Annotated in this window: 22 protein-coding genes; 2 read left to right on the top strand and 20 right to left on the bottom strand. The window is 36.8% G+C overall.

Annotated features, from left to right (window positions below):
• Nucleotides 1-7: 7 nt before the first annotated feature.
• The 5 genes from ACVRZH_RS01965 to ACVRZH_RS01945 are packed head-to-tail and all read right to left on the bottom strand — an operon-like array spanning nucleotide 8 to nucleotide 6,148.
• Complete coding sequence (locus ACVRZH_RS01965; RefSeq protein WP_447453646.1) at nucleotides 8-928, bottom strand: carbohydrate ABC transporter permease; 921 nt, start codon at nucleotides 926-928, stop codon at nucleotides 8-10.
• Nucleotides 929-985: 57 nt separating this feature from the next.
• Nucleotides 986-2,281: an ABC transporter substrate-binding protein gene (locus tag ACVRZH_RS01960; protein WP_447453645.1), complete on the bottom strand. Its 1,296-nt coding sequence runs from the start codon at nucleotides 2,279-2,281 to the stop codon at nucleotides 986-988.
• A gap of 14 nt (nucleotides 2,282-2,295) precedes the next feature.
• Nucleotides 2,296-2,949, bottom strand: coding sequence for an L-fuculose-phosphate aldolase (locus ACVRZH_RS01955; protein WP_447453644.1), 654 nt, complete (start codon nucleotides 2,947-2,949; stop codon nucleotides 2,296-2,298).
• 12 nt (nucleotides 2,950-2,961) lie between these two features.
• Nucleotides 2,962-4,749, bottom strand: a complete 1,788-nt coding sequence (locus tag ACVRZH_RS01950; protein WP_447453643.1) for an L-fucose isomerase — start codon at nucleotides 4,747-4,749, stop codon at nucleotides 2,962-2,964.
• Complete coding sequence (locus ACVRZH_RS01945; protein WP_447453642.1) at nucleotides 4,733-6,148, bottom strand: rhamnulokinase; 1,416 nt, start codon at nucleotides 6,146-6,148, stop codon at nucleotides 4,733-4,735. The genes ACVRZH_RS01950 and ACVRZH_RS01945 overlap by 17 nt, the downstream gene beginning before the upstream one ends.
• A gap of 166 nt (nucleotides 6,149-6,314) precedes the next feature.
• Between ACVRZH_RS01945 and ACVRZH_RS01940 the strand changes: the two genes are divergently transcribed.
• Together ACVRZH_RS01940 and ACVRZH_RS01935 are read left to right on the top strand one after the other, a co-directional pair.
• A complete protein-coding gene (locus ACVRZH_RS01940; RefSeq protein WP_447453641.1) occupies nucleotides 6,315-7,094 on the top strand; it encodes a DeoR/GlpR family DNA-binding transcription regulator in 780 nt (259 codons plus the stop codon).
• 913 nt (nucleotides 7,095-8,007) lie between these two features.
• The gene (locus ACVRZH_RS01935) at nucleotides 8,008-9,495 is read left to right on the top strand and encodes a DUF1846 domain-containing protein (RefSeq protein WP_447453640.1); all 1,488 of its coding nucleotides are present in this window, start codon (nucleotides 8,008-8,010) and stop codon (nucleotides 9,493-9,495) included.
• Between the two features lie 267 nt (nucleotides 9,496-9,762).
• On the opposite strand, the gene ACVRZH_RS01930 is transcribed toward ACVRZH_RS01935, so the two are convergent.
• From ACVRZH_RS01930 to ACVRZH_RS01860, 15 genes are all read right to left on the bottom strand, one after another.
• Complete coding sequence (locus ACVRZH_RS01930) at nucleotides 9,763-10,419, bottom strand: CPBP family intramembrane glutamic endopeptidase (RefSeq protein ID WP_447453639.1); 657 nt, start codon at nucleotides 10,417-10,419, stop codon at nucleotides 9,763-9,765.
• A gap of 198 nt (nucleotides 10,420-10,617) precedes the next feature.
• Nucleotides 10,618-12,162 (bottom strand): ABC-F family ATP-binding cassette domain-containing protein, encoded by a 1,545-nt coding sequence (locus ACVRZH_RS01925; protein ID WP_447453638.1) that lies wholly within the window; start codon nucleotides 12,160-12,162, stop codon nucleotides 10,618-10,620.
• Between the two features lie 17 nt (nucleotides 12,163-12,179).
• A complete protein-coding gene (locus ACVRZH_RS01920; RefSeq protein WP_447453637.1) occupies nucleotides 12,180-12,728 on the bottom strand; it encodes a phosphatase PAP2 family protein in 549 nt (182 codons plus the stop codon).
• A gap of 151 nt (nucleotides 12,729-12,879) precedes the next feature.
• Nucleotides 12,880-13,218 (bottom strand): ATP cone domain-containing protein, encoded by a 339-nt coding sequence (locus tag ACVRZH_RS01915; RefSeq protein ID WP_447453636.1) that lies wholly within the window; start codon nucleotides 13,216-13,218, stop codon nucleotides 12,880-12,882.
• 120 nt (nucleotides 13,219-13,338) lie between these two features.
• On the bottom strand, nucleotides 13,339-13,659 hold the full coding sequence (locus ACVRZH_RS01910) for a hypothetical protein (RefSeq protein WP_447453635.1): 321 nt from the start codon (nucleotides 13,657-13,659) through the stop codon (nucleotides 13,339-13,341).
• A gap of 9 nt (nucleotides 13,660-13,668) precedes the next feature.
• Nucleotides 13,669-14,004 (bottom strand): helicase BlpT, encoded by a 336-nt coding sequence (locus tag ACVRZH_RS01905; protein ID WP_447453634.1) that lies wholly within the window; start codon nucleotides 14,002-14,004, stop codon nucleotides 13,669-13,671.
• A gap of 113 nt (nucleotides 14,005-14,117) precedes the next feature.
• Entirely contained in the window at nucleotides 14,118-14,618 is a 501-nt protein-coding gene (locus ACVRZH_RS01900; protein ID WP_447453633.1) for a GNAT family N-acetyltransferase, read from the bottom strand.
• Nucleotides 14,619-15,136: 518 nt separating this feature from the next.
• The gene (locus tag ACVRZH_RS01895; protein WP_447453632.1) at nucleotides 15,137-17,689 is read right to left on the bottom strand and encodes a M1 family metallopeptidase; all 2,553 of its coding nucleotides are present in this window, start codon (nucleotides 17,687-17,689) and stop codon (nucleotides 15,137-15,139) included.
• A gap of 88 nt (nucleotides 17,690-17,777) precedes the next feature.
• Nucleotides 17,778-18,431 (bottom strand): phosphate signaling complex protein PhoU, encoded by a 654-nt coding sequence (phoU, locus tag ACVRZH_RS01890; RefSeq protein ID WP_447453631.1) that lies wholly within the window; start codon nucleotides 18,429-18,431, stop codon nucleotides 17,778-17,780.
• Between the two features lie 28 nt (nucleotides 18,432-18,459).
• Nucleotides 18,460-19,218 (bottom strand): phosphate ABC transporter ATP-binding protein PstB, encoded by a 759-nt coding sequence (gene pstB / locus ACVRZH_RS01885; protein WP_447453630.1) that lies wholly within the window; start codon nucleotides 19,216-19,218, stop codon nucleotides 18,460-18,462.
• Between the two features lie 9 nt (nucleotides 19,219-19,227).
• Complete coding sequence (gene pstB / locus ACVRZH_RS01880) at nucleotides 19,228-20,031, bottom strand: phosphate ABC transporter ATP-binding protein PstB (RefSeq protein WP_447453629.1); 804 nt, start codon at nucleotides 20,029-20,031, stop codon at nucleotides 19,228-19,230.
• 26 nt (nucleotides 20,032-20,057) lie between these two features.
• Complete coding sequence (gene pstA, locus ACVRZH_RS01875; protein WP_447453628.1) at nucleotides 20,058-20,945, bottom strand: phosphate ABC transporter permease PstA; 888 nt, start codon at nucleotides 20,943-20,945, stop codon at nucleotides 20,058-20,060.
• The gene (gene pstC, locus ACVRZH_RS01870; protein WP_447453627.1) at nucleotides 20,935-21,870 is read right to left on the bottom strand and encodes a phosphate ABC transporter permease subunit PstC; all 936 of its coding nucleotides are present in this window, start codon (nucleotides 21,868-21,870) and stop codon (nucleotides 20,935-20,937) included. Before pstC ends, pstA begins: the two co-directional genes overlap by 11 nt.
• Before the next feature lie 9 nt (nucleotides 21,871-21,879).
• On the bottom strand, nucleotides 21,880-22,743 hold the full coding sequence (locus ACVRZH_RS01865) for a phosphate ABC transporter substrate-binding protein PstS family protein (protein WP_447453626.1): 864 nt from the start codon (nucleotides 22,741-22,743) through the stop codon (nucleotides 21,880-21,882).
• A gap of 144 nt (nucleotides 22,744-22,887) precedes the next feature.
• Nucleotides 22,888-24,192: an RsmF rRNA methyltransferase first C-terminal domain-containing protein gene (locus tag ACVRZH_RS01860; RefSeq protein WP_447453625.1), complete on the bottom strand. Its 1,305-nt coding sequence runs from the start codon at nucleotides 24,190-24,192 to the stop codon at nucleotides 22,888-22,890.
• Nucleotides 24,193-24,201: the final 9 nt, after the last annotated feature.

Genomic DNA, 24,201 nt, shown 5'->3' with positions numbered 1-24,201 from the left:
GCTATACTCACTTTCTTCCTTTACTTTCTCTGAAAATCAGGTTGATACAAACGATAATCAACATACCACCTAAAATTTGAATAACACCAATCGTATTAGCTCTAGCATATTGTGTTCTCGAACTTGAAACAGCTAACTCTCTAATAATGAAACTGATACTTTTTGTACCAGCAGCACCATTTGTTAAAAAGAATACTTCATTATAGAGCAAGAATCCTGATGTAGCAGCCATGATGGAAACTGTTTTTAAGGTTTCTTTGATCATTGGAATAGTAATGTACCACTCTCTTCTCCAACCTGTAATATTATCTAAAATAGCAGCTTCACTAATTTCTTGAGGTATGGCGAAAATCTGCCCCAAAATCATGATTGTTGATGTTCCAGCAAAGAAAATATAAGCACACGTCATTGCTATAATATTGATTCCTGGTGTTAAAAGAATGGCACCTGAGAAATCCGGATTAAAGAATCTGATGACTTGATTTACAACACCATAATTAGGGTTATAGATTTGTAAAAAGATTAAACCCATTGCTGCACTTGAGATAATACTAGGTATGATATACAAATTGCGTGATATCTTCCAACCTGTTAATTTTTTGGATAAGGCTATTGCTACTGATAATGCAAGTGGTACCTGTACGAGAACACCAATAGCTGCCCAAGTTAACGAATTTTTTAAAGCTTCTAAGAAGAAAGGATACTCCTTAAAGATATACTTGTAGTTGGCAAATAAATTGCCAAAACCTAAAAATTCTGGTTTAGTCAGGTTGGTATAATCCCACTTGGTAAAAGAAGTGGCGAAAATCGTCACCACAGAATAAAAATAAAACAAGAAGAAACAAATTAAAGTTGGTAAAAGAAATAAGAAGATAAACCTTTGCTTTTGTGTCTTTCTGTTTTTTAAGGTCATGGTTTTCATTGCCATACTATTACTCACTTTCTAAATAAAAGGACTAAGGAAAAACTCCTTAGCCCCATAATATTAGCCGATAAGGGCCTTCAATATGTCTTGTGTTTCTTTTACTTTTTGATCAATGTCTACGCCATCTGCTGCACTTTCTGTTAAAGCGTTAATAATTGCAGTACGAACATCACCACCCCAAGCAGAAACAACTGTCGGTACTGTCACTTTGGCATTGTTAGCCATAGAAGTCGCTTCACCTAATAACTTCACAGTAGCATCATCCGAACCTTTTGCAATATCTCCTGTATCAATAGCTTGACTCGCTGGGTTGGCACCAACTTTTTCAAAAATAGTCTTTTGAACCTCATCACTAGTCATGTATTTAACAAACTCAAGAGCTAATTTCTCTTCCTCTTCAGAAAGTTTACTTGAAATGGTTAAACCTCCTCCAGCAGAACTGATCGCAACATTACCTGCATAAAGTCCTGGTTTTAACGCAGCATTATCTTTCAAGCCTCCAGCTGCCCAAACACCGTTAAAGAATACACCTGATTTATTATCAGTAAAATCGGTTGAGTAAACGTTGGCGTCGCCGCCTGCATTAGCTGAACCATTTGCCTGTACTTCTGTCATAACTAATTTTAGAGCTTCAGCAAATTCTTTAGAATCAATTCCTTCAGCAGTTAGTGGTCCTTCTAATAATTTTTTACCTTTTTCTGATGATCCTAAAACAGTATTAAAGAGACGAATCGCTGGCTCACCAGCTCCAAAGGCATAAACACCTTCTTGTTTTCTAACTAATGCCATGGCATCCGTAAAATCACTCCATTTTTCCCACTGATCTGGTGTCTTGGCTCCAGCTTTACTAAAGACATCAGCATTATACCAAAGCCCTAATGTCAGCAATTGATCATGAACGGTGTAGATTTTTCCGTTAACATTATTTTGTGTATAATTCAAGCCCACATTTTTTTCAAGCCCATTCTCATCAATATATGGTTTTAAATCAAGAACTAAGCTTTGTTCAATAGCAGCAAGTGATACATCATTACCCGCCAAGTCGATTAAATCTGGAAATTCTCCACTAGCTACTTTATTATTCATTGTATCAGTTAATGCGCCAGTCACTGGGATAGCTTTAAATTCAACTTTACCACCTGCATGTTCTTTGGCAAAGGTATCATATAAGTCACGCATAACTTGAGCTGCTGGCCATTCATCTTCTGCGTGATGATAACCATGATAAAATTCTAAAACAGTATCATCACCAGCTGCAGCTGACTTTTGTTCCTTATCATTTCCAGAACCACAAGCAGCCAATAAAGTTGATGCAATTAAACATACCATTCCACATTTTAATAAATTTTTCTTCATGACAAATTCCTCCTTTATTTTGTTGTTTGTCTTTGTCCATAAGTTTTAAAGCGTTCAGCCATCAGTTCCATTTCTTCATCTGGGAGGATGACTGGTTCTCCCATGCTCTTGGCAACACAATAGATTTTAGCACAGTATTCAACTTCTTCAATAATATTGTAAGCATTTAGAAGGTCTTGTGCACCAGCTAAAATACCATGATTGGCAAGAAAAACGGCTCGACGATTTTCCATTGCTTTGGCAGCATTCATAGCTAATTCTTTAGTCCCATAAGAAGCATACTCAGCCACTTTGACATCTTTGCCTGCCACCGCAATCATATAATGGCTCGCCGGAAGCGGTTGGCGTAAACAAGCTAAGACCGTTCCATAGGTTGTATGGGCATGAATCACTGCATCAATATCATCGCGTTGCTTATATTGGATAAGGTGCATATTCCATTCACTAGACGGTAACTTATCACCCTCAATAATATTCCCTTCTAAGTCCATGATGACAATATCTTCTTCACGTATCTCAAAAAAGTCAATCCCTGAAGGTGTTATAGCCATATAACCATTTGTTCGGTCAAAGACACTCAAATTACCACCAGTACCTTTTGTAAATCCTTCTGATACTAATTTTTTACCGTAGGCGATCAGTTCCTTTCGTTCATTTTCCATTAACATATTTTATACCCCTTATTTACTATATAATGGCCCTAAGACATCACACATCTTAAAGTCTGCTGCTTCTAAATCTTTTGTACCAACACCGTCAAAAATAGCTGGACGGAAGATACGCTCTCTAGGCACATTGTGCAAGGCAACAGGAATCCGTAACATACTTGCCAATGTGATCACCTCGGCACCAATGTGACCATGTACAAATGCACCGTGGTTTGAACCCCAATGGTTCATCACATCATAGACAGTTTCAAACCCTTCTTCACCAAGATTTGGTGCAAACCATGTCGTCGGCCATGTTTTATCTGTACGCTCATCTAAGATCTGATGAACTTCATCCTCTAATGGACAAGTGTAGCCTTCTGCAATTTGCAAACTTGGTCCAACGCCTTTAACAAGATTGACACGAATCAATGTCACAGGCAATTCACCTTTTGTCTTGAAATGAGATGAGAAACCTCCTCCGCGGAAGTATTCATAGTTCGCACGACACCAATCAGTAGCTTCTAAACAAGCTTTGATATCTGCTTCAGTCATATTCCAAAATTCTTTCATTGTTGGTTGACCATTCTCATCACGAGCTGCAGCACTGCCATCCAAAGCTGAAGCTCCTGAGTTAATCAAATGCAGAATGCCATCTTTGGCTTTACCTGTCAGTTCTTTTCCAGTAACACGTTTAACCGCCTCTGGGCTCCAATAAGTTCTAACATCTGAAAAAATTGGAGCCTTATTGGTAAGGAGGGTTCCAAATAGCATGGCGGTTGCATTCAACGTATCATTCTCTGTTGCAAAAGCTGTCACGGGTCTTGGTCCATTCCAGTCAAAGGTTGAAGCTAAAATCGCTTCAGCAAAATCACCATTTGGTAACCAGTCTGTCCATTGACGTTGACCTTGGAAACCACCTGATATGGCATTTCTACCACGTGCTTCCTCTTCCCATCCGATGTCAGCCAATTTAGGATTACCAAAAAGAATATCCCTAATAATCAATGTCTGCTTGGCGATGAATTCCCAATCTTTATCAGCAGGAATAACCTTCGATTTTGTAATAACATCAGGGAAATCTTTACCAGCATTGATATCAATTCCCTCTTTACAATTAGCCTTAATCCAAGCAAGTGCTCTCTCGTATTCTTCTTTATCATAAATCTCTAGCTGCATACGACGAAGAATTTCCGTCATATCAACAAATTCGACAAACATCCCAAGATAATCTTCAAAGAAGCTACTGGTTACTTGTGAACCTGCAATCCCCATAGAAGATGCCCCGATATTGACATAGGACTTTCCTTTCATTTGACCAACAGCGATAACACCCTTGGCAAAACGTAAAATCTTTTCGGCAACATCATCTGGAATGCTGTTATCATCCAAATCCTGAACATCATGGCCATAGATTTTAAAAGCTGGATAACCTTTTTGGGCATAACCACTCATTGCCGCTGCTAAATAAACAGCACCTGGTCGCTCAGTTCCATTAAAGCCCCATATAGCCTTGATAGTATGAGGATCCATATCCATAGTTTCTGTTCCGTAGCACCAACTTGGTGTAACAGATAAGGTTCCAATGACATTTTGTGTCTCAAACTCATTATAGACGACACCAGCATCACCTTGACCACCAATTGTGCGACTAGCCACCACACATTGAACTGGTGTCCCATCAGCATAACGTAAGTTGCTTTCAATCAACTCCTTAGCAGCCAAAGCCATCTGCATGGTCTTTTCTTCTAAGGATTCACGAACGCCACCTTGTCGTCCATCGATGGTTGGACGAATACCAATCTTAGGATAATGTGTCATCTCTGACATCCTCCTTTTTTGAATAAAAGTATTTAAAATCTACTGATTGTTTGACAATTTCTTTTGCCTCTGTCATATCCTTGATATCACCCAAAGCTTTAAATTGTACTAAGGCATTTCCAAGAGAAGTCGCCTCATCTAGTCCAGTCACAACTGTCTTTCCAGTAATATCAGCTACCAATTGAGAAAAGTAACTTGATTTAGACCCACCACCTATCAAATTTAAGTAAGTAAAGTCATAATCAATGATTTCTTCAAGTTGATCTATCACCTCTCTATACTTATAAGCTAAACTGTGGTAAGCAATCTTAAACAATTGTCCGGGAGATTCGAATTTCAGATAGCCTTGTTCAAGAAGGTAGGTCTTAATCTTGTCAATCATCTGTCCTGGCTCTGCAAAAAGCTGATTATCCGTATCTATAATAGGAACATCCTCTGTAACGGATTCTATCATTTGACGAATATCATCAAAGCCAAACTCTTGACCAAGTTCTTTGTAATGTCTTCTCAATTCTTCCACGATCCAAAGTCCTGTACAATTTTTTAAAAAACGCGTCGTTCGACTATGACCGATTTCGTTTGTAAAATTATAAGTCAATGCTTTATCGGTCAGTATTGGATAATCTAACTCCGTGCCTATCAACGACCACGTTCCACAAGAGATGTAGAGCGTTTTATCCTCTAATTTAGGAATAGTTGCAACAGCACTTGCCGTATCATGCTGGCAAATATTGATCACTTTTAAACCATCAGAAGTTTCACCAAGAGTATTCCCCTCATCCACAAGATCTGGCAATAATAAATCTGAAATTTCAAAGATAGATAAAATTTCCTTATTCCACTCCTTTGTCAGTGGATTTAACATCTGCATGGTTGAAGCTATTGTTCTTTCAATGGCAAGATTACCCGACAATAAGTAATTAAAGTAATCTGATAACATCACAATCTTAGCCGTTTTAAAATAAAATTCAGGTTCTGTTTCCTTAGCAACAATAAGTTGAAATAAAGTATTGATTGGCATCAATTGATTACCAGTCTTGTAGTACAAATCAGTCAGTGTCGAATACCTAGCAATCTTGGATAGAACATCTTTCGTTCTATCATCACGGTATGTGACAGGTAAAGTAATCAATGAGCCACTACTATCTAATTGTGCAAAATCAACTCCCCAAGTATCGATACCTATAGATTGAATGGCATAAGTCAGTTTTGCCTGTTCAATGCTCTGTTCGATATGTTTAAAAATGCTTTTAATATCCCAGCAAAGATGACCACGATAGGTTATCGTTTTTGTATCAAATCGCAATATTTCTGACGAGGTCACTTTACCATTTTCTAAGGAATAGACAACCGAACGACCCGATGTTGCTCCAAGGTCAATCGCCAAAACCGAAGTCATTATCTCACCTCCAATGCTTTTTGATAACGTTTTCATATTTTTATTGTACTACTTCATTTTTATCATTACAATATGTGGAGAGTAAAATGAATTTTTTTCAAAAAAACTAAATAATTCATTCATTTTTCTTCATTTTTTTGTTATTATAAAATTAAGGAGGCCTGATATGTCAAGGATTGAACGTTTAAATGAACTACGAGAAATTATTCATGCAAAGAAAAGAATTAAAATTAAGCAACTTGAAAAATTAACTTTTTCTACTCCTTCTACTTTACGAAGAGACTTAATTTATCTTGAAGAGCTTGGGGTACTTAAACGCAAACATGGTGAAGTCATTCTAAATGCAATGAATACTGTAGAACTGGCTCATAGTATTCGAGAAACTGAAAATCGTGAAGCCAAAAAAATTATTGCAGAATTAGCCAAAGATTTTATTGGACCTGGTATGTGTATTTTTTTAGACTCTAGTACAACTGTTTTTGAGTTATGTCCTTATTTATCTGATATTGATAACCTCATTATTTTCACAAATGGATTACATACCGCTCAAGTTCTTTCAGACCTAGCTAATCCAACAATGAAAATCTTTATTACAGGTGGGGAAGTCAAACATCACTCTGCTTCAGTTGTTAATCATGGCAATGATAATAGTTTATTAGGACATTTTAGTATAGATCTTGCGTTTTGTTCAGCTCGAGGAATTGATAAGGAATTTGTATACGAAGCCTCCTTCAGTCAAGCTCAAGCTAAGAAAAATATTATCGACAATGCGAGAGAAACAATACTGTTAATTGATAGCTCCAAGTTTAACAAAACTGGTTTCTTTAAAATCAATAATTTAAAACAATACAGAACCATTATTTCAGAAAGTTTCCCAGGTTCTGAGCTTCTCACATCTGCCGAAAGAAAAGAAATTGAATGGGTTGCTTATGATTCTGAAAATTAATCAATAGTAACTACAATGTTTACAGCTCCAAGCATCGTCATTAGAAATCTATTATGATAATATTTAACAAAAAAGCAGGTGCCATTTTGATAAACTCTCCTTATAGCCAACAGTGAAAAATACAACAGTCACTAGAAATTATATGGGGAGTTTTTGTATGTCTAAAAGAAGGCCAAAATCAGTAGATGAACATTAACAAGAAGGAAATTAAGAGGCTACTGTACAACGACCATCTTTGTAAATTTTGAAGAGAATATTTTATAGCTCAAGTACCTAATCAGAAACGGTTTACAGCTATAATCTTCTTTCAATATTGGAGGCTGTAAAGCTTATTAAAGTGTTATTAAAAACCTTTGTGATGCTTCTATTCCAGCCTACCAAGTCAGTGGGCATAATGATAAATCCACTTGTCGTGGCTAATTGTCAGAAAGACTATACGATTAACTTAGGTGTAAGGAAACAATATCAGCTTACATGCTATATGTCAGGAGTTGGTAAATGCATTGACAAGCCCTTCTTTGACCACTTTCAAATGTAGTATTATAACTTGAGAACCTACAAGACGTTTGAGAAGTTAGTAGATGATAATTATGCCTATACCTATTTTTACAATAACAAACGTTTGTAATAACAAAACAACGACCATGTCCCTATTGAAATGAGGAACAAAGTCGCTGATTAAACGCTTATTATATCATTGTGGCTTATAATAGTTGTTAGACCACTTAAAGCAAAACCTTAGATATTGACTACATACTCTCGAAACTCAGTATCATGCTGTGACAACTTATCATAACAGAGCGTCAAGTATTTCAACCTTCTGACACTATTCACTTTAGTTAGCAACTTTTTACAGAAAATAGTTTTTTTTTTTTAGTTTTTTTATTATAATCGTTTCTGGAGGTCAAAAAATATGAAGAAACAAGCTTTTGATTCAAATCGTTATCTCGATTTGCAACGTGATCATATCCTTGAGCGTATTCAGCAATTCGATGGAAAACTCTACATGGAGTTTGGAGGTAAGATGTTAGAAGATTTCCATGCTTCTCGTGTGTTACCAGGATATGAGCCAGATAATAAGATAAGACTGCTTCAAGAGTTGAAAGAGCAGGTTGAAATCGTTATAGCCATTAATGCCAATAATATCGAACACTCTAAAGCCCGTGGCGATTTAGGTATTACTTATGATCAGGAGGTTCTCCGTCTCATAGATACCTTTAACGACATTGATATTTATGTAGGATCTGTTGTTATTACACAATATAATAATCAGCCAGCTGCTGATGCCTTCCGTCATCAATTATCAAAATATGGCATTACATCATACTTACACTACCCTATTAAGGGCTATCCAACAGATATTGATCACATCATTTCTAAAGAAGGTATGGGAAAAAACGACTATATTCAAACAAGTCGTAACCTGATTGTAGTGACAGCACCTGGTCCTGGTTCTGGTAAATTAGCAACATGTATTTCACAACTGTACCATGATCAGCTAAATGGTATTAAATCTGGTTATGCCAAATTTGAAACATTCCCTGTCTGGAATTTACCTCTCTATCACCCTGTCAATCTTGCCTATGAAGCTGCTACGGCTGACCTTGATGACCTCAACATGATTGACCCTTTCCACTTAGAAGCTTACGGTAAAACTGCCGTTAACTATAACAGAGATATTGAAGTATTCCCAGTCCTCAATAAAACATTTGAGCGTATCTTAAACAAATCACCTTATGCTTCACCGACAGATATGGGTGTTAATATGGTTGGTTTCTCAATTGTTGATGAGGAAGCTGCTATTGAGGCTTCAAAACAAGAAATTATACGTCGTTATTATCAAACATTAGTGGACTTTAAAGCTGAACGCGTTAGCCAAAATGCCGTGAAAAAAATTGAGCTGTTGATGAATGAACTTAGTATTTCACCAAATGATCGTAAAGCTACTGTTGCAGCACGTGAAAAGGCTGAGTTAACTGGACAACCAGCAATAGCTATTGAATTACCTAATGGAAATATAGTCACTGGTAAGACCTCTGACCTCTTTGGTCCTTCTGCTGCTGTTGTTATCAATGCTATCAAAAATTTAGCTGGAATCGATAAAGAAACACATCTCATCGAGCCTGCCTATGTCACTCCTATTCAAGAGTTAAAAATTAATCATTTAGGCAATCGCAATCCGAGACTTCATTCAACAGAGTTACTTATCGCGCTTGCTATTACTGCAATGACGAACCCTGAAGCTGATAAGGCTATGAAACAACTTGGAAACCTCAAAGGAAGTGAAGCACACTCTACAGTTATCCTTCCTGAAGAAGATAAGAATGTGCTGCGTAAACTTGGAATCAATGTGACATTTGACCCTGTTTACTCTCATAATAAATTTTATCATAAACGTTGAGACATTTAATGCCACTATAATCAACTGAGATAGGCAAAAGAATATGTAATAACAATTGTTTGATAGTCATTAATTTTGCTCTATAGTTGGTTAGTTCTGTCGACAACAGACCAAAACAGATCTTAAATATGGCATGGAAGGTAACTTGGTCATTATTACAGGTGAAAAAACCTATCTTGACTATTATTTTGATAAATACTTGAATTAAAAAGTTCCTAGTATCTAAAAATGATACTAGGAACTTTTTTAATTGACAATAATATTCCTCTACTTCCAACCCATTAGATAAGGAACCGCATTCCAAAGCACGTGATAAATAATGGGATAATAAATACATTTGGTTTTTCTAAATAAGCTAGCGATAAGAATACCTGGAATAAAATAACGTATAAACTCAATATTCTGCCAACCATAGTATATGAAGTGATTTATTGAAAAGATAATTCCAGAAGCTAAAACATCCAGATAAATATTTTCCCATTTCTTAAATAATGAAAAAATAATGCCTCTCCATAAAATTTCTTCTACAAAAGGTGCTAGAATTAAGTTATGTAATAGTTTTAAATGCGTAATGATATTCGGTAAAATCAAAACAAAAGTATTTAATTCCAAGGGAACTTTATCAGTATGACTAGAAACTATTGGAAATATAACTAAAACCCATATAGTATTTAATATAAATATCAATACAAACCAAACTAAATAACCCCATTGGAACTGGATTTTGAACATGTCACGAAACCCATTAGTCCAAAGAAGAATTACTCCTAAAATTCCTCCCAAAGTAAATAATGCATAATCTAATAAATAAAAGCTCAAATCAGATAACCCAATCAATATCTGAGAATCCATTATTTGAAAAATAACCTGAGGAAAAATTATTAATAATAAAATAGCAGAAAGATAAAATTGACTTTTTTTCATATTATGATTTCCTTATAGATTATAATAGTGATAACAACATTATTATATCATAAAGGAAAACAATTCGACTGAATTTTTAGAAAATTCAGTGATATTTAGCTGGTTATGATATCACATTTTTTGATAACTCTCTATGCTTCCTATTTTGGCGTTCTTTCATAACTATGGCAAACAGTGATTTGATTAATTTTTCGTGATTTATGTCAACTGATTAAAATCCCAGACATCATCTACCCAACCTTGATAGAAATCAGGTTCATGACAAACCATTAAAATTGATCCCTTGTAGGCTTTCAAAGCTCTCTTTAATTCCTCTTTAGCATCAACGTCAAGGTGATTGGTTGGCTCATCTAAAATAAGGACATTGCTTTCTTTATTCATCAGTAGACAGAAGCGTACTTTGGCTTGTTCTCCTCCTGAAAGAACTTGGATTTGGCTTTCAATATGTTTTGAAGTCAAACCACATCTCGCTAGAGCAGCGCGTACTTCAGCCTGATTCAGAGATGGAAAAGCATCCCATACAGCTTCGAGTGGCGTTTGACGATTACCACCTGCAACCTCTTGTTCAAAATAACCCAATTCTAAATAATCACCACGTTCGACTTCACCACCAAGGGCTGGAATAATACCGAGTAAACTCTTTAAAAGTGTTGATTTTCCAATACCATTTGCACCAACAATTGCGATTTTTTGATTACGCTCAAAAGTCAGATTAAGTGGTTGACGTGTTAGAACCCGACTATAACCAATTTCTAAATCTTTAGCTTGGAAAATAAAACGACTCGGTGTACGCGCTTCTTTAAACTCAAAACTTGGTTTTGGTTTCTCTGCCTGTAACTCAATAATATCCATCTTGTCTAACTTTTTCTGACGAGACATAGCCATATTACGTGTAGCTACACGTGCTTTATTACGGTTAACGAAATCTTGCAAATCAGCTATTTCTTTTTGCTGTCTCTCATAAGCCGCTTCAAGCTGAGCACGCTTCATGGCATGCACTTCTTGGAATTGATAATAATCACCAGAATACCGTGTTAACAGTTGATTTTCAACATGGTACACGATATTGATAACATCATTCAAGAACGGAATATCATGAGAAATGAGAACAAATGCATTTTCATAGTTTTGTAAATAACGTTTAAGCCAGTCAATGTGTTCAGCATCTAAATAGTTAGTCGGCTCATCTAATAGAAGAATATCTGGCTTTTCCAATAAGAGTTTCGCCAATAAAATTTTAGTGCGTTGCCCACCTGACAAAGCTGTAACATCAGTGTCCATACCATAGTCCATCACACCAAGGGCACGAGCCACCTCGTCAATTTTAGCATCAAGTGTATAAAAATCACGACTTTCAAGACGATCCTGTAATTCACCTACTTCTTCCATAAGGGCATCTATGTCAGCTCCTTCATCTGACATAGACATATAGATATCATTGATGCGTTCCTCAGTCTTAAAAAGCTCATCAAAAGCCGTTCGTAAAACATCACGAACAGTCTGCCCTTCTTCAAGAACAGCATGTTGATCTAAATAGCCAGCTGTCACATATTTGGACCACTCCACCTTGCCTTCATCAGGTTGTAATTGACCAGTAACAATACTCATAAAGGTTGATTTCCCTTCACCGTTAGCACCGACCAAACCAATATGCTCACCCTTTAAAAGACGGAACGAAACATTCTCGAAAATAGCTCTGTCACCAAAACCATGACTTAAATTTTTAACTTCTAAAATACTCATAACTTTTTACTTTCTAACTAAAATAACCAAAATAAGACACCGGATAAGACGCCAATGAAAAAACCAAATAAGACATCTAGGGGATAATGAACACCACCTATAACCCTTAACACAGCTAATAAAAATGCCATTATAAGCAATATTACACCTAGCCAAAGATTTAAATGTAGAGCACACATTGCAATCATCGTTGCTGAAAAAACGTGGCGACTTGGCATGGAATTACCCACTGTTTCCTTGCTAATAATAGTCTCAATCATCCACCGTTCATAAGGTCTAGGGTAGTTAAGATGTTGGCGAATATAGGATAGACCTAAAAAACTGATAGCAGGAATAACGAGATAAGGTAAGGTAGCTAAGTTAGCTACTCTAAAAGATTCGTCTTTTTGATATGTTGTCCACCATACAAATAAAAGAAGAACAGGATACAGAATATAAATTACCCTAGTAATACTATTATTCATCAAGTTGATCCATAAAACGGCTTTAGGTCTTTTCTTTATCTGATACGTCAACTTGTCATAAAATTCTTGATAATCACTCACAACTACTCTCACACTAATCATACTTTTAATCTGATAGCTCTGACATAAGAACAGATCATTAAACATTATATCATAAAAAAAGAGAGAGGCGCTGCTAAAAACTACTCTAGCATGTTACTCTCTCTAAACTAAATTCTAAAATATCCTATATCAAGGTACAAAAGAACAAGAACTATTTTAACTGTTCAAATCTAAGGTGAACAGCAATATGATCACCATAGCCATTACGCTCAAGATCACGTTGTAGACGATAGGAAATATAGTGTTCAGCAATAGTAATAAAACCAGCGTCAAGCAAGCGATACTCAACTAAAGATTGAATCATACTAATCGTTGGTCTCTCGGCATGAGCTTCTTCTAAATCCAAAACAACTTTCTTGGTTACTTGAGCCAAATCATGACGAAGGTTGTCATCCAGAACAAAAACGGTACTCGCTGCCTTTAAAATAGCTTGATAAATCTTATCAGGATTAAAATCAGAAATCTGACCATCACGTTTGATAATTTGCATAGGATACCTCCTGTTTATGAAACTGTTTTCCTACCCTTATTATCTCTATAAAACCTTCATTTGTCAAGAAGTTTCAACGTTTTCAATATCTTTTTGATGTGATTTTCAATCATTTTCCTACTACTTATCCTCTAAAACCTGATAGTGCTTATTAAAATAAGATTTCGATACCACTTTATGATTGGTTAAATCGATGATATCTCCAGGATAACCACACACATAGATTCCATAACCAGCAAAACCTCCACCAATAGTACCTGTTACACCTACTGCTAGATTATGTTTTAAACTTGGGTTTAATCCGGCCATTAAAATACAAACACGGTTATCTAACCACCGCATGATATTTTTTTGAAAGGCTTCTTTTACCCAGTCTGGTTGTGAGTTTGTTTTACTAATTTCCCAAACTTCAACGGGTTTCCCTCTAAATAAAATCGTCATGTTATTCTCCTAGATTGGTCCAATCATATTGCCAAACAAATGTAATTCTGGTTTGACTTTGTCATAATGGAAATGGTCATAAGCTCGCCAAGCTTGATAAGCCTCATCGCTTAACTTGAGATTGGTGATACCAACCATAAAACTGGTAGATTGGTAAAATTTTTCTAGTGTGATGAGAAAACGATTAGTCATCTTATGATAAGATTTAACTTGTCGAATAGTCTCATCAATAATGCTTTGTAATCTTATTTCTTCAGTACTGTTGCCTTTTGTCGCTTTAAAAGCTTTATCAAAAGCTGAGAGGTAGTCTAGTGCATTTGTTTGTAATGTGAAATCAGTTGTCATTTTTCCTTCCCCCTTTGATAGATGTTGATAAAATAAGTATAGCAAAAAACCATTTAGGAAGTATCTCTTTTCCTAAATGGCTTCTTTTTCACCCTAAATGGTTAGTTAAATCACTAAACAGTTCTGACATAATGATGTTGCGTACCTTCTGTATCATCTAACCAATTAGGTTCAACACCAAGTAACTCAAAGCCTTGCTTTTCATAGAAGCTAGTTGCAATAGTATTACCTGTCGTTGCATATACTTCCTGAGTAATGATGTCGTAAGTAGCTTTTTGATAGTTGGTTAGAAAGCTTAGTAAAGCAGTTCCAATCCCTTGACGTTTTAAGTTAGGGGCAAGATATAGCACATAGACAAGACCTGTTGTCCCGTCACAAGCACCACCAATACAACCAACAACCACACCATTTTGTTCTGCTACCATGTAACCATGCCACTCTTTAGTCGAGGTAAGGCACTCTTGTCGTACACGGTTAATAGAGTAAAACTCATTGATGATTTTAGAAATATAGGTTTCAGAGTAGAGATGAGCATATGTCTCACGCCAAGCATCCGAACAAATCTTAACAATAGCTTCAGCATCTTTTTCTTCTGCAAAACGAATCGCTAACATACTGATCCTCCATGATAATACCGTTAACCCCTCCATTTATCAGTGTTAACAACTATGCTTATCAACAGACAGTAAAGTAAATATACTTTTAAGCGCTTTGACACTATATAAAAACATCACTCTAGATTTTCTTTTTATAAAAAGTTAGAAATACCACTGCCAAAAATATAGTTACCAAAATAACATCTTTGATAAAATAATTTTTCAAAAAATAACCTATTACAAAGAAAATGATAGCTAAAATTAAAATGACATTATTGATAATACTTTTGACATTCATAGATGTCATACCTTTTGACAACTGTATGAATACTTTAAAGCACAATAATCCTAAAAGTGTCAAAAGTACTAGCGACTTGCACATAGCTAGTGGCTAGTACTTTTAGACATAACACATTTTAAAACATTATTTTAGAACTATCTAGATTAGAACTATCTGTTAGTAAATCACTAAAGCAATAGTCAAATAACTCATATTCAAATGATTCGAGGTTGCTATCGAATATAATCTACAACTCTTATAATTTATCACCGACATGTTTTAATGCCTGTTCAACAGAAGATTTTTCTTTGTCAATCAAAGCAACGCGAGCTGCAATCTCTTTGATCCCCATTGTAATATTACGGCTGATAGCCATGTCATCCAATTGTGGTTCAAAGAAGGCTTTGAATTCATCTAAACGTTCTTGTGTTTTAAAACGTGCTGATGGGTAGATCACAAATTTATCAAAGCTCATGTCTCCTCCAAGAGCTGACTTAATCCAATCCCAATTCTCGCGTGCCCAAGTCCAAATATGACCTTGGCTAAAGTTATTTGATAAGAAATTAACATACCATAGTGATAAATCTTGAGGCTTCACAATATCCTTATCTTTCAAGCCTGACAATACGAGTGATAAGGTTGACTCATTCTTAGTATCAGATAAGGCTGAAACAAGCTGATTACGGAAGTTAGAATCATGTGTTTCTTGAATAGCTTTAATGTAAGTTTCAGCTAATTCAACGCTGTCATCAGACTTAATTTGATTTGCCAAAATCAAGCCACGGATAGCAGCTGGCAAGGTTTCCATAGCATCTTTGTACTGGCTAAAGATCTCTTGACCTGCACGACTAACATCGTCGTCACCTGCAAAAATGAGAAGACTCAAGGTCAACTGACGCACCATTTCATCTTCATCAGATTCACCATCCTTAGACATAAAGCCTAAACGTTCATAATTGCCCTTGAACAATTGACGAACCAACTGTTTCAAGTCCGCTTCAGCTTCTGACTCTTCATCAATGATATTGCGAAGCGTATTGAGGATTTGTGCTGTCGCATTGGCAACAAGGTAAGTTGATTGGTCTTTCAAGTAAGGTAACAAATCAACCAGTTCTGCACTTGAAATCGTACCACTTTCAGCTAATAAACGACGTTCTTGGAGAACTTGAAGCTTAGTCAATTTATCCAAGTTATCCCAATTTGACAAGATGTTATCCAGTAATTCACCTTGATAATAAGAGATGTAATGAGCCGTGTTTTGCGTATTCAAACGTAGTGGCTCGTTGTTATTAGCTACTAGTAATTGATCATAGTTATCAATTACCAATTCTTCAGTTGTTAAGGTGTCTGGTAAACCAGTCCAATTGCTATTGAGTGGGATTTGCCATAAACGTCCCTTGTCTTCATGTTCACCAATGAAGAATTGTTTTTGACTTAAAATCAACTGGTTGTTTTCAACTTTGACTGTTACAACCGGATATCCTGGTTGCTCTAACCAAGCATCCATGAAGCTAGCAACATCTTTACCAGACGTTGTTGATAGGGCTTCCCATAAGTCTTTACCAATCGTGTTACCATACTGGTGTTTTTCAAAGTAAGTTTTTAAACCAGCTGCAAAATCCGTATCACCTAACCAACGACGAAGCATATGCATGAGACGACTGCCTTTAGCATAAACGATAGCTGGGTCAAATAATGTATTGATTTCATCAGGATGGTTAACTTCAACATGGACAGACTGCACGCCATCCGTTGCATCACGTTTGAGGGCAAGTGGCACACCTGTTGTCTGGAATTCTTCGATAATGTTCCAAGTTGGCTCAATCGCATCAACAGAAAGATATTCTGTCATATTGGCAAAGCTCTCATTCAACCATAGGTCATCCCACCACTTCATCGTTACAAGGTTACCAAACCATTGGTGTGCTAATTCGTGCGCCACAACAAGTGCTACTGATTGACGACTAGATACCGTAGAGTTTTCATCAACAAGTAGGTAGATTTCACGGTAAGTCACAAGCCCCCAGTTTTCCATTGCGCCTGAAGAAAAGTCTGGTAAAGCCAAGTGGTAAGACAATGGAATAGGGTATTTCACGCCAAAGTAATCTTCATAGAAATCAATCACACGAGTAGCAATATCCAGCGCGAAATCAAGAGATTTCAAGTCATGTGCCTTAGTTGAGAAAACGCCAACTTCTGTACCATTTTTGGTCTTAGCTGTTTTACCTTGCAAATCACCTAAACCAAAGGCCAACAAGTAAGATGACATACGTGGCGTCGTGTCAAATGACCAAACACCTGTCTCTTGACGACGTTCAACATTGATTTCAGGCATGTTTGACAAGACCAACTCACCATCTTCTTGGTCAAATTTGATGGATAGGTCAAAGGTTGCTTTAGCTTCAGGTTCATCTATTGATGGGAATGCTTCACGTGCGAAGTGGCTTTCAAACTGCGTTGAAATAACTTCCTTCTTGACACCATCCACAGTATAGTAAGATGGGTAGATACCTGTCATATTATCAGTAATATGACCTGAGAACTCGATAACTAATGTCATATTTCCTGTTTCAGGTAAGAGGATATGAACCGCTTCATTCTCGTCATCCATAGTAAACGACATTGCTTGATTATCCAAAAGCACAGATTCGATGGTCAAATCTTTTTGATGTAACGAAATAGCATTAGTCAATGCTTCACCAGTAATAGCAACATTACCTTGGAATGTCTTTTCCTTACGATTGATATCTAGGAAAAGATTATAGTTTTCGGGAATAAATTTTTCCACAAAATGGTCTACTTTTTTCATAAAATCTCCATGATTCTAAGGTTTATAATTAAAATTTGGCTCTTCTTAAAATGAAAAAAGAAAGAGTCTTACAACCCTTTCTATTATATCATAATTCAATGATTTTACCAGTTTTTAAATAAACCACCCACTCACAAACGTTCGTTGCATAAGCTGCGATACGATTCAAATGGAGTAAAACTTGGAAATAATCTTTACCAGTTACGATTGTTTCAGGACTTTGTTTAATTGTATCTACGGCTAATTCTTGAATACGGTGATAATGTCCTTCTATTTCTTGAGTGAGTGCAGCAACTTCTCTTGCTTTATGCTCATCTTCGGTAATATAGGCATCCAGAGCCTCCTCTAGCATATGTTTCACCAGCTTACCCATAACCTTTATCTCTGTCTCTACTGCTAAAATTCGCTCTTCACCTTTCATACGAACAGCTGCTTTTGCAATGGATACAGCATGATCTCCCATACGTTCAATATCACTACTAGCCTTCAAAACCGTAATAACAGTTCTTAAATCTTGTGATACCGGCTGTTGCAAGGCAATGATTTCGAGAGACTTTTTCTCCAATTTGACTTCATAATCATTAACAATTTCATCTGCAACAATGACCTCTTCTGCTAATTCTCTATCATGACTGACAAAGGAACGCAAGCTTTTACGTAGTTGGGCAAGCACTTCTGTTCCCATGGCATAGAACTGGTTGTGAAGCTTATCTAACTCTTTTTCAAATTGTGTTCTTAACATTCATTTTCTCCTTGATATGCTAACGGTATTAACCGAATTTTCCAGAAATATAATCTTCTGTTTCCTTATGTTGTGGGTTCAAGAAAATATCTTTAGTGCTATTATATTCAATCAGATTTCCATCTAAGAAGAAACCTGTTCTATCCGAAATACGTGATGCTTGTTGCATTGACCGCGTCACTAACAAGAGAGTATAGTCTTCTTTCAAGTGATAGAGCATTTCTTCAATTTTACCTGCAGAAATAGGGTCAAGTGCAGAAGTTGGCTCATCCAACAGAATGATTTTAGGGCTAGTCGCTAAAACCCTAGCGATACAGACACGTTGTTGTTGCCCACCTGATAAGCCAACAGCGGAATCATGTAAGCGATCTTTAACCTCATCCCAAATCGATGCTCCTGTCAAAGCTTTCTCAACAGCTTCATCTAGAATCTGCTTATCCTTAATACCTTTCAAACGTAGCCCATAAACCACATTTTCATAGATGGACATCGGAAACGGATTAGGTTGTTGAAATACCATTCCAATTTCTTTTCTTAACTCAACAGTATCTGTTCTTGGGCTATAAATATTATGGTCATTATAAACAATAGACCCTGTCAATGTCGCTTCGGGGTTCAAATCATTCATACGATTAATTGACTTCAACAGTGTTGATTTACCAGAACCTGATGGTCCAATCAATGCTGTAATTTCATTAGGATAAAAATCCATACTAACACTGTTTAAGGCTTTTTTCTTACCATAGTAAAGCGACAAATCCTTGACACTTAAAATTGGTTTCGTCATTCTTTTCTCCTATCCAAAACGACCTGATACATAGTCGCTTGTTGATTGACACTTCGCATTTTGGAAGATATTAACCGTCTTATCGTATTCAATCACATCTCCTAAATAGAAGAAGGCTGTGTAGTCACTTGCACGAGCTGCTTGCTGCATGTTATGTGTCACAATGATGATGGTATAGTTTTTTTTCAATTCCATCATAGTTTCTTCTAACTGCATAGTAGCAATTGGGTCAAGCGCAGAAGCGGGTTCATCCATTAAAAGAATATCAGGTTTGACAGAGATGGCACGTGCGATACATAAACGTTGTTGTTGCCCACCTGATAAGGTAAAAGCTGACTTGTGTAAATCATCTTTTACTTGATCCCAAAGTGCTGCTTGTTTCAATGAGGTCTCAACAATCTCATCAAGAACCTTCTTATCTCTAATACCTGCGCGCTCATGGGCAAAGGTGATATTGTTATAAATTGATTTCGCAAATGGATTAGGGCGTTGGAAAACCATCCCGATATGTTTTCTCATTTCATAAACATTGATATCTTTATGGTTAACATCGATGCCTTCATAAAGGATTTCCCCTGTCACCTTAGCGATATCAATCGTGTCATTCATACGGTTCAAGCTGCGTAAAAAAGTTGATTTGCCACAGCCTGATGGCCCAATAAGCGCCGTAATTTTATTCTTTTCAAATTGCATATCAATGCCTTTTATGGCTTCTTTTTGACCATAGTAAACATGTAAATCTTTGGTCTCTAAAGCCAGATTTCCTTCTGGAAAGGTAATGATATGTCTTTCATTCCAGTTATAATCAGCCATTTTTTCTCCTTGTTATAATCGCAGACTTAGGCTGCTGAAGTTAATTTTGAGTGCAAGACCTTACCGATTTTACGTGCTGAGAAGTTGAAAATCAAGATAAAAATCAAGAGCACCGCTGCACTACCAGCTGAAACCTGCGTTGCATCAGGAATTGTTCCCTCACTGTTAACCTTCCAAATATGAACAGCTAAAGTCTCAGCCTGACGGAAAATTGAGATTGGACTTGTTACGCTTAAGACATTCCAGTTTGACCAATCTAGTGCTGGAGCAGATTGTCCTGCTGTATAAATCAAGGCTGCTGCTTCTCCGAAGATACGTCCCGAAGCTAATACAATTCCAGTGATAATCCCTGGAAGTGCCTCTGGAATAACCACATGCACAACCGTTTCCCAGCGCGAAATGCCTAAGGCTAAACCAGCTTCACGTTGAGTATGATGAACTGTACGTAGACTATCCTCTACCCCACGTGTCATCATAGGTAAGTTAAAGACTGTTAGCGCCAAAGCACCAGAAATAATTGAAAAGCCATATTCAAACTGTACAACAAAAATTAAATATCCAAACAATCCCACAACAACAGATGGAAGAGATGATAGAATTTCAATACAGGTTCTGATAAAATTCGTTACAGGTCCTTTTTTCGCATATTCTGATAAGTAGATACCTGCCCCCATAGATAATGGAACAGAGATGATAAGTGTGATGATCAGCAAGAAGAACGAATTATAAAGCTGAATGCCGATACCACCACCTGCTTGATAAGACGATGATTTCCCCGTTAAAAACTGCCAACTAATATGAGGTAAACCCCTGACCAAAATATAAAGGATAAGAGATGCCAAAATAGTGACAATAATCGTTGCAATCGTGTAAAGAATAGCTGTTGCGATTTTATTAATTTGTTTAGCGTGCATAGTTTTTCTTACCCTCTCTCGTAATCAATTTGATAAGCGTATTGAATGCAAGGCTCATTGTTAACAGAACCAAAGCAAGCGACCAGAGGACATTGTTTTGCACTGTTCCCATTACAGTATTACCAATTCCCATTGTTAGCACAGAGGTTAAGGTTGCTGCTGGTGTTGTCAGCGATGTTGGAATAACCGCCGAGTTACCTACCACCATCTGGATAGCTAAAGCCTCTCCAAAGGCACGAGCCATTCCAAAGACAACAGCTGTAAAAATACCAGGTCTCGCCGCATTCAAGATAACACGCCAAATCGTTTGCCAACGTGTTGCCCCCATTGCTAAACTAGCTTCTTTATAATGACGTGGTACTGCTTTTAAGCTATCAACCGTCATAAAGGTCACTGTCGGTAAAATCATAACAAAGAGAACAAAAACCCCTGATAAGATACCAAAACCAGTTCCACCAAAAATCGAACGGACAAAGGGAACAACCACTTGCAAACCGATAAAACCATATACAACTGAAGGGATACCAACTAACAATTCAATAGCAGGTTGCAAAATTTTAGCACCATATTTAGGTGATATCTCAGTCATAAACACTGCAGCACCAATCGCAAAAGGAGTTGCAATCAAGGCTGATAAGATTGTCACAATGAATGATCCCATAATCATCGGAAGAGCTCCTAGGTAAGGTTGCCCAAGTTCGTTTTTGACACTAGGTTGCCAAGTGGTCCCAAAAAGAAAGTCAATCGGATTGATTTTATCAACAAAGAAAGTCGACAGACCTTTTTGTGCTACAAATAACAGAATCATAGCAACAACAAAAACAATGAGTCCTAAACAGAAAAATGTAATCGTCTTACCGAAGGTTTCTAATTTAGAATTTTTGGACGGGGCTAATAATTTTTTAGCTAATTCTTGATTTTTCATCTTCTCTCCTTACTTAGCCACAACATTCCCATTGGCATCTTTAATCACTTCCATCTGATTAATCGAAATATAGCCCATGCTAACAACAATTCCTTCTTGTACCTCATCGCTCATCATATAATCTAAGAATTCTTTAGTCAGAGCAGTCGGTTCACCTTTAGTATACATGTGTTCATAAGCCCAAATTGGCCAATTGTTTTTAGCAACATTGTCAGCAGTTGGTTCAAAACCATTCAATTTTATTTGTTTAACAGAATCATCAACATAGGCAAAAGCGAGGTAAGAAATTGCTCCTGGTGTTTGAGCAACAATCGATTTCACCATACCATTGGAATCTTGTTCTTGGCTTTGTTTGGCAGACTTACCATCCATAACTACAAGGTCAAATGTGGCTCTTGAGCCTGAGCTTGCAGCACGGTTGATGATTGAAATTGGTAAATCTTTACCACCTAGTTGTTTCCAATTAGTATACTCACCTGTGAAAATTTTTTGAAGTTGCTCTGTCGTCACATTATCTACTGTCACTTCTTTATTAGTAATAACAGCTAAACCAGCTACAGCAACTTGATGGTCAACCAAGGCACTAGCATCGATACCATCTTTTTCCTCAGCAAAAACATCACTGTTACCAATTTGTACAGCACCTGATTGCACTTGAGATAGTCCTGTACCAGAACCACCACCTTGAACATTGATTGATTTGCCGAGATGTGTGCTACCAAACTCATCAGCAGCAGCTTCTACTAGAGGCTGGAGAGCCGTTGAACCTACGGCAGTAATCGACTCACCACGGTCAATCCAACTTGCACAGGCTGTTAACAACAGACCACAGATGGCTACAAGAGCCAATTGATATATTTTTTTCTTTTTCAATGGTTTCGTTCCTTTCAAAATTGAAACTCAAATTGGAAAATCCTACTGATTTTCAGACTTTCCATTCTCACTATAACATAGTTAAAGCCTTTTGAAAAGCTATTTACTCTAAGCTTTCCTAAGGGATAAAGATAAACTGAAAATTCAAAAACGTAATCCCTTGGGGAAATAATTTTTCAGTTGTTGTCCAACAACTTTTGCAAAACCTAAGCCATTGCCATGTACTGTGACTTGGTACCAACCACTGTCCAATTCCTTTGCTAATGTGACAACATTCCCTGACACATATTGCCTAAACTCATCATCTGATAAATTTACAGATTGAGAAACTTCATCTGGCTTTAATGCGAGTCCTAAGGCAAAACTAGGCTCAAAACGCTTCTTTTTAAACGTTCCCAAATGTAACCCATTACGAGCAATTTTTATCTTTTTCAAATCAGGTAAGCCACTAGGTACTAGGTATAGATGATCGCCAAATACCTGCAATAGTCCATATAATGATAGTTTTAAATAGCGTTTAGCAAAATCCAACCACAACTTTTCCTGTTCTTTTGTTAGATTAGACTTCCCTGATTTTACTGATTTAAATTCCGTGGGTCTCTCATCAACTAATTTAGCAACAAACTGTCCTTCACCATGATGATGGTGAGGATACATTCTTGCCGCTTCGGGCATATCAATTCCTTCAACCATACCATTTTGTTTAGAAATATTGACTAATTTTAGGTGAGGATTTTCTGAGGTAAGCCAATTTACTACCCCCTCATTTTCCTCGGGTGACCAAGTACACGTCGAATAAATGAGTTTACCTCCTGGAGCCAACATACTCAAAGATGCTTGTAAAATCTCTTTTTGTAAACGAGCACATTGTTCAGGATAATCCTCATGCCAATATTGAGTAGCATCTGGATCTTTACGAAACATCCCTTCGCCGGAACAAGGACCATCAAAAATAATGACATCAAAATAGTCTTTAAAAACCTTGGATAAACGTTCTGCATTTTCATTGGTCACGAGAACGTTTCTAGCACCAAAGCGTTCAATGTTTTCAACCAAAATTTTACTACGCTTAGTTGAAATCTCATTGCTAACTAATAATCCTGTATTATTCAGGTAAGAAAGAACATGGGTGGACTTACCACCAGGTGCTGCAGCTAAATCGAGAACCTTCATCCCCTGTTCGATCCCAGCTACTTGTGCCACCATTTGAGCAGAAGGCTCTTGTGAGTAGACCAAACCAGTTACATGATCAACTGACTTTCCTGATACTTTTCCATAATATCCCCAATCAGTTTTTGGAATAGGATTAGGAAAAACTTTGGAAGATGCTTTTAAAGGATTTAACCGAAATGCTGAAACAGGTAATTCTTCAAATGTCTTAAAAAAGGCATCAGCTTCATCTTTCAAAAGATGACGATACTTTGTTATAAATTCTTTTGGTAGTGTCATATCTCTATT

The sequence above is a fragment of the Streptococcus fryi genome, assembly GCF_053206505.1.
Note: the sequence above shows the minus strand (reverse complement) of the source record. Positions and strands in the feature narration are given on the sequence as shown.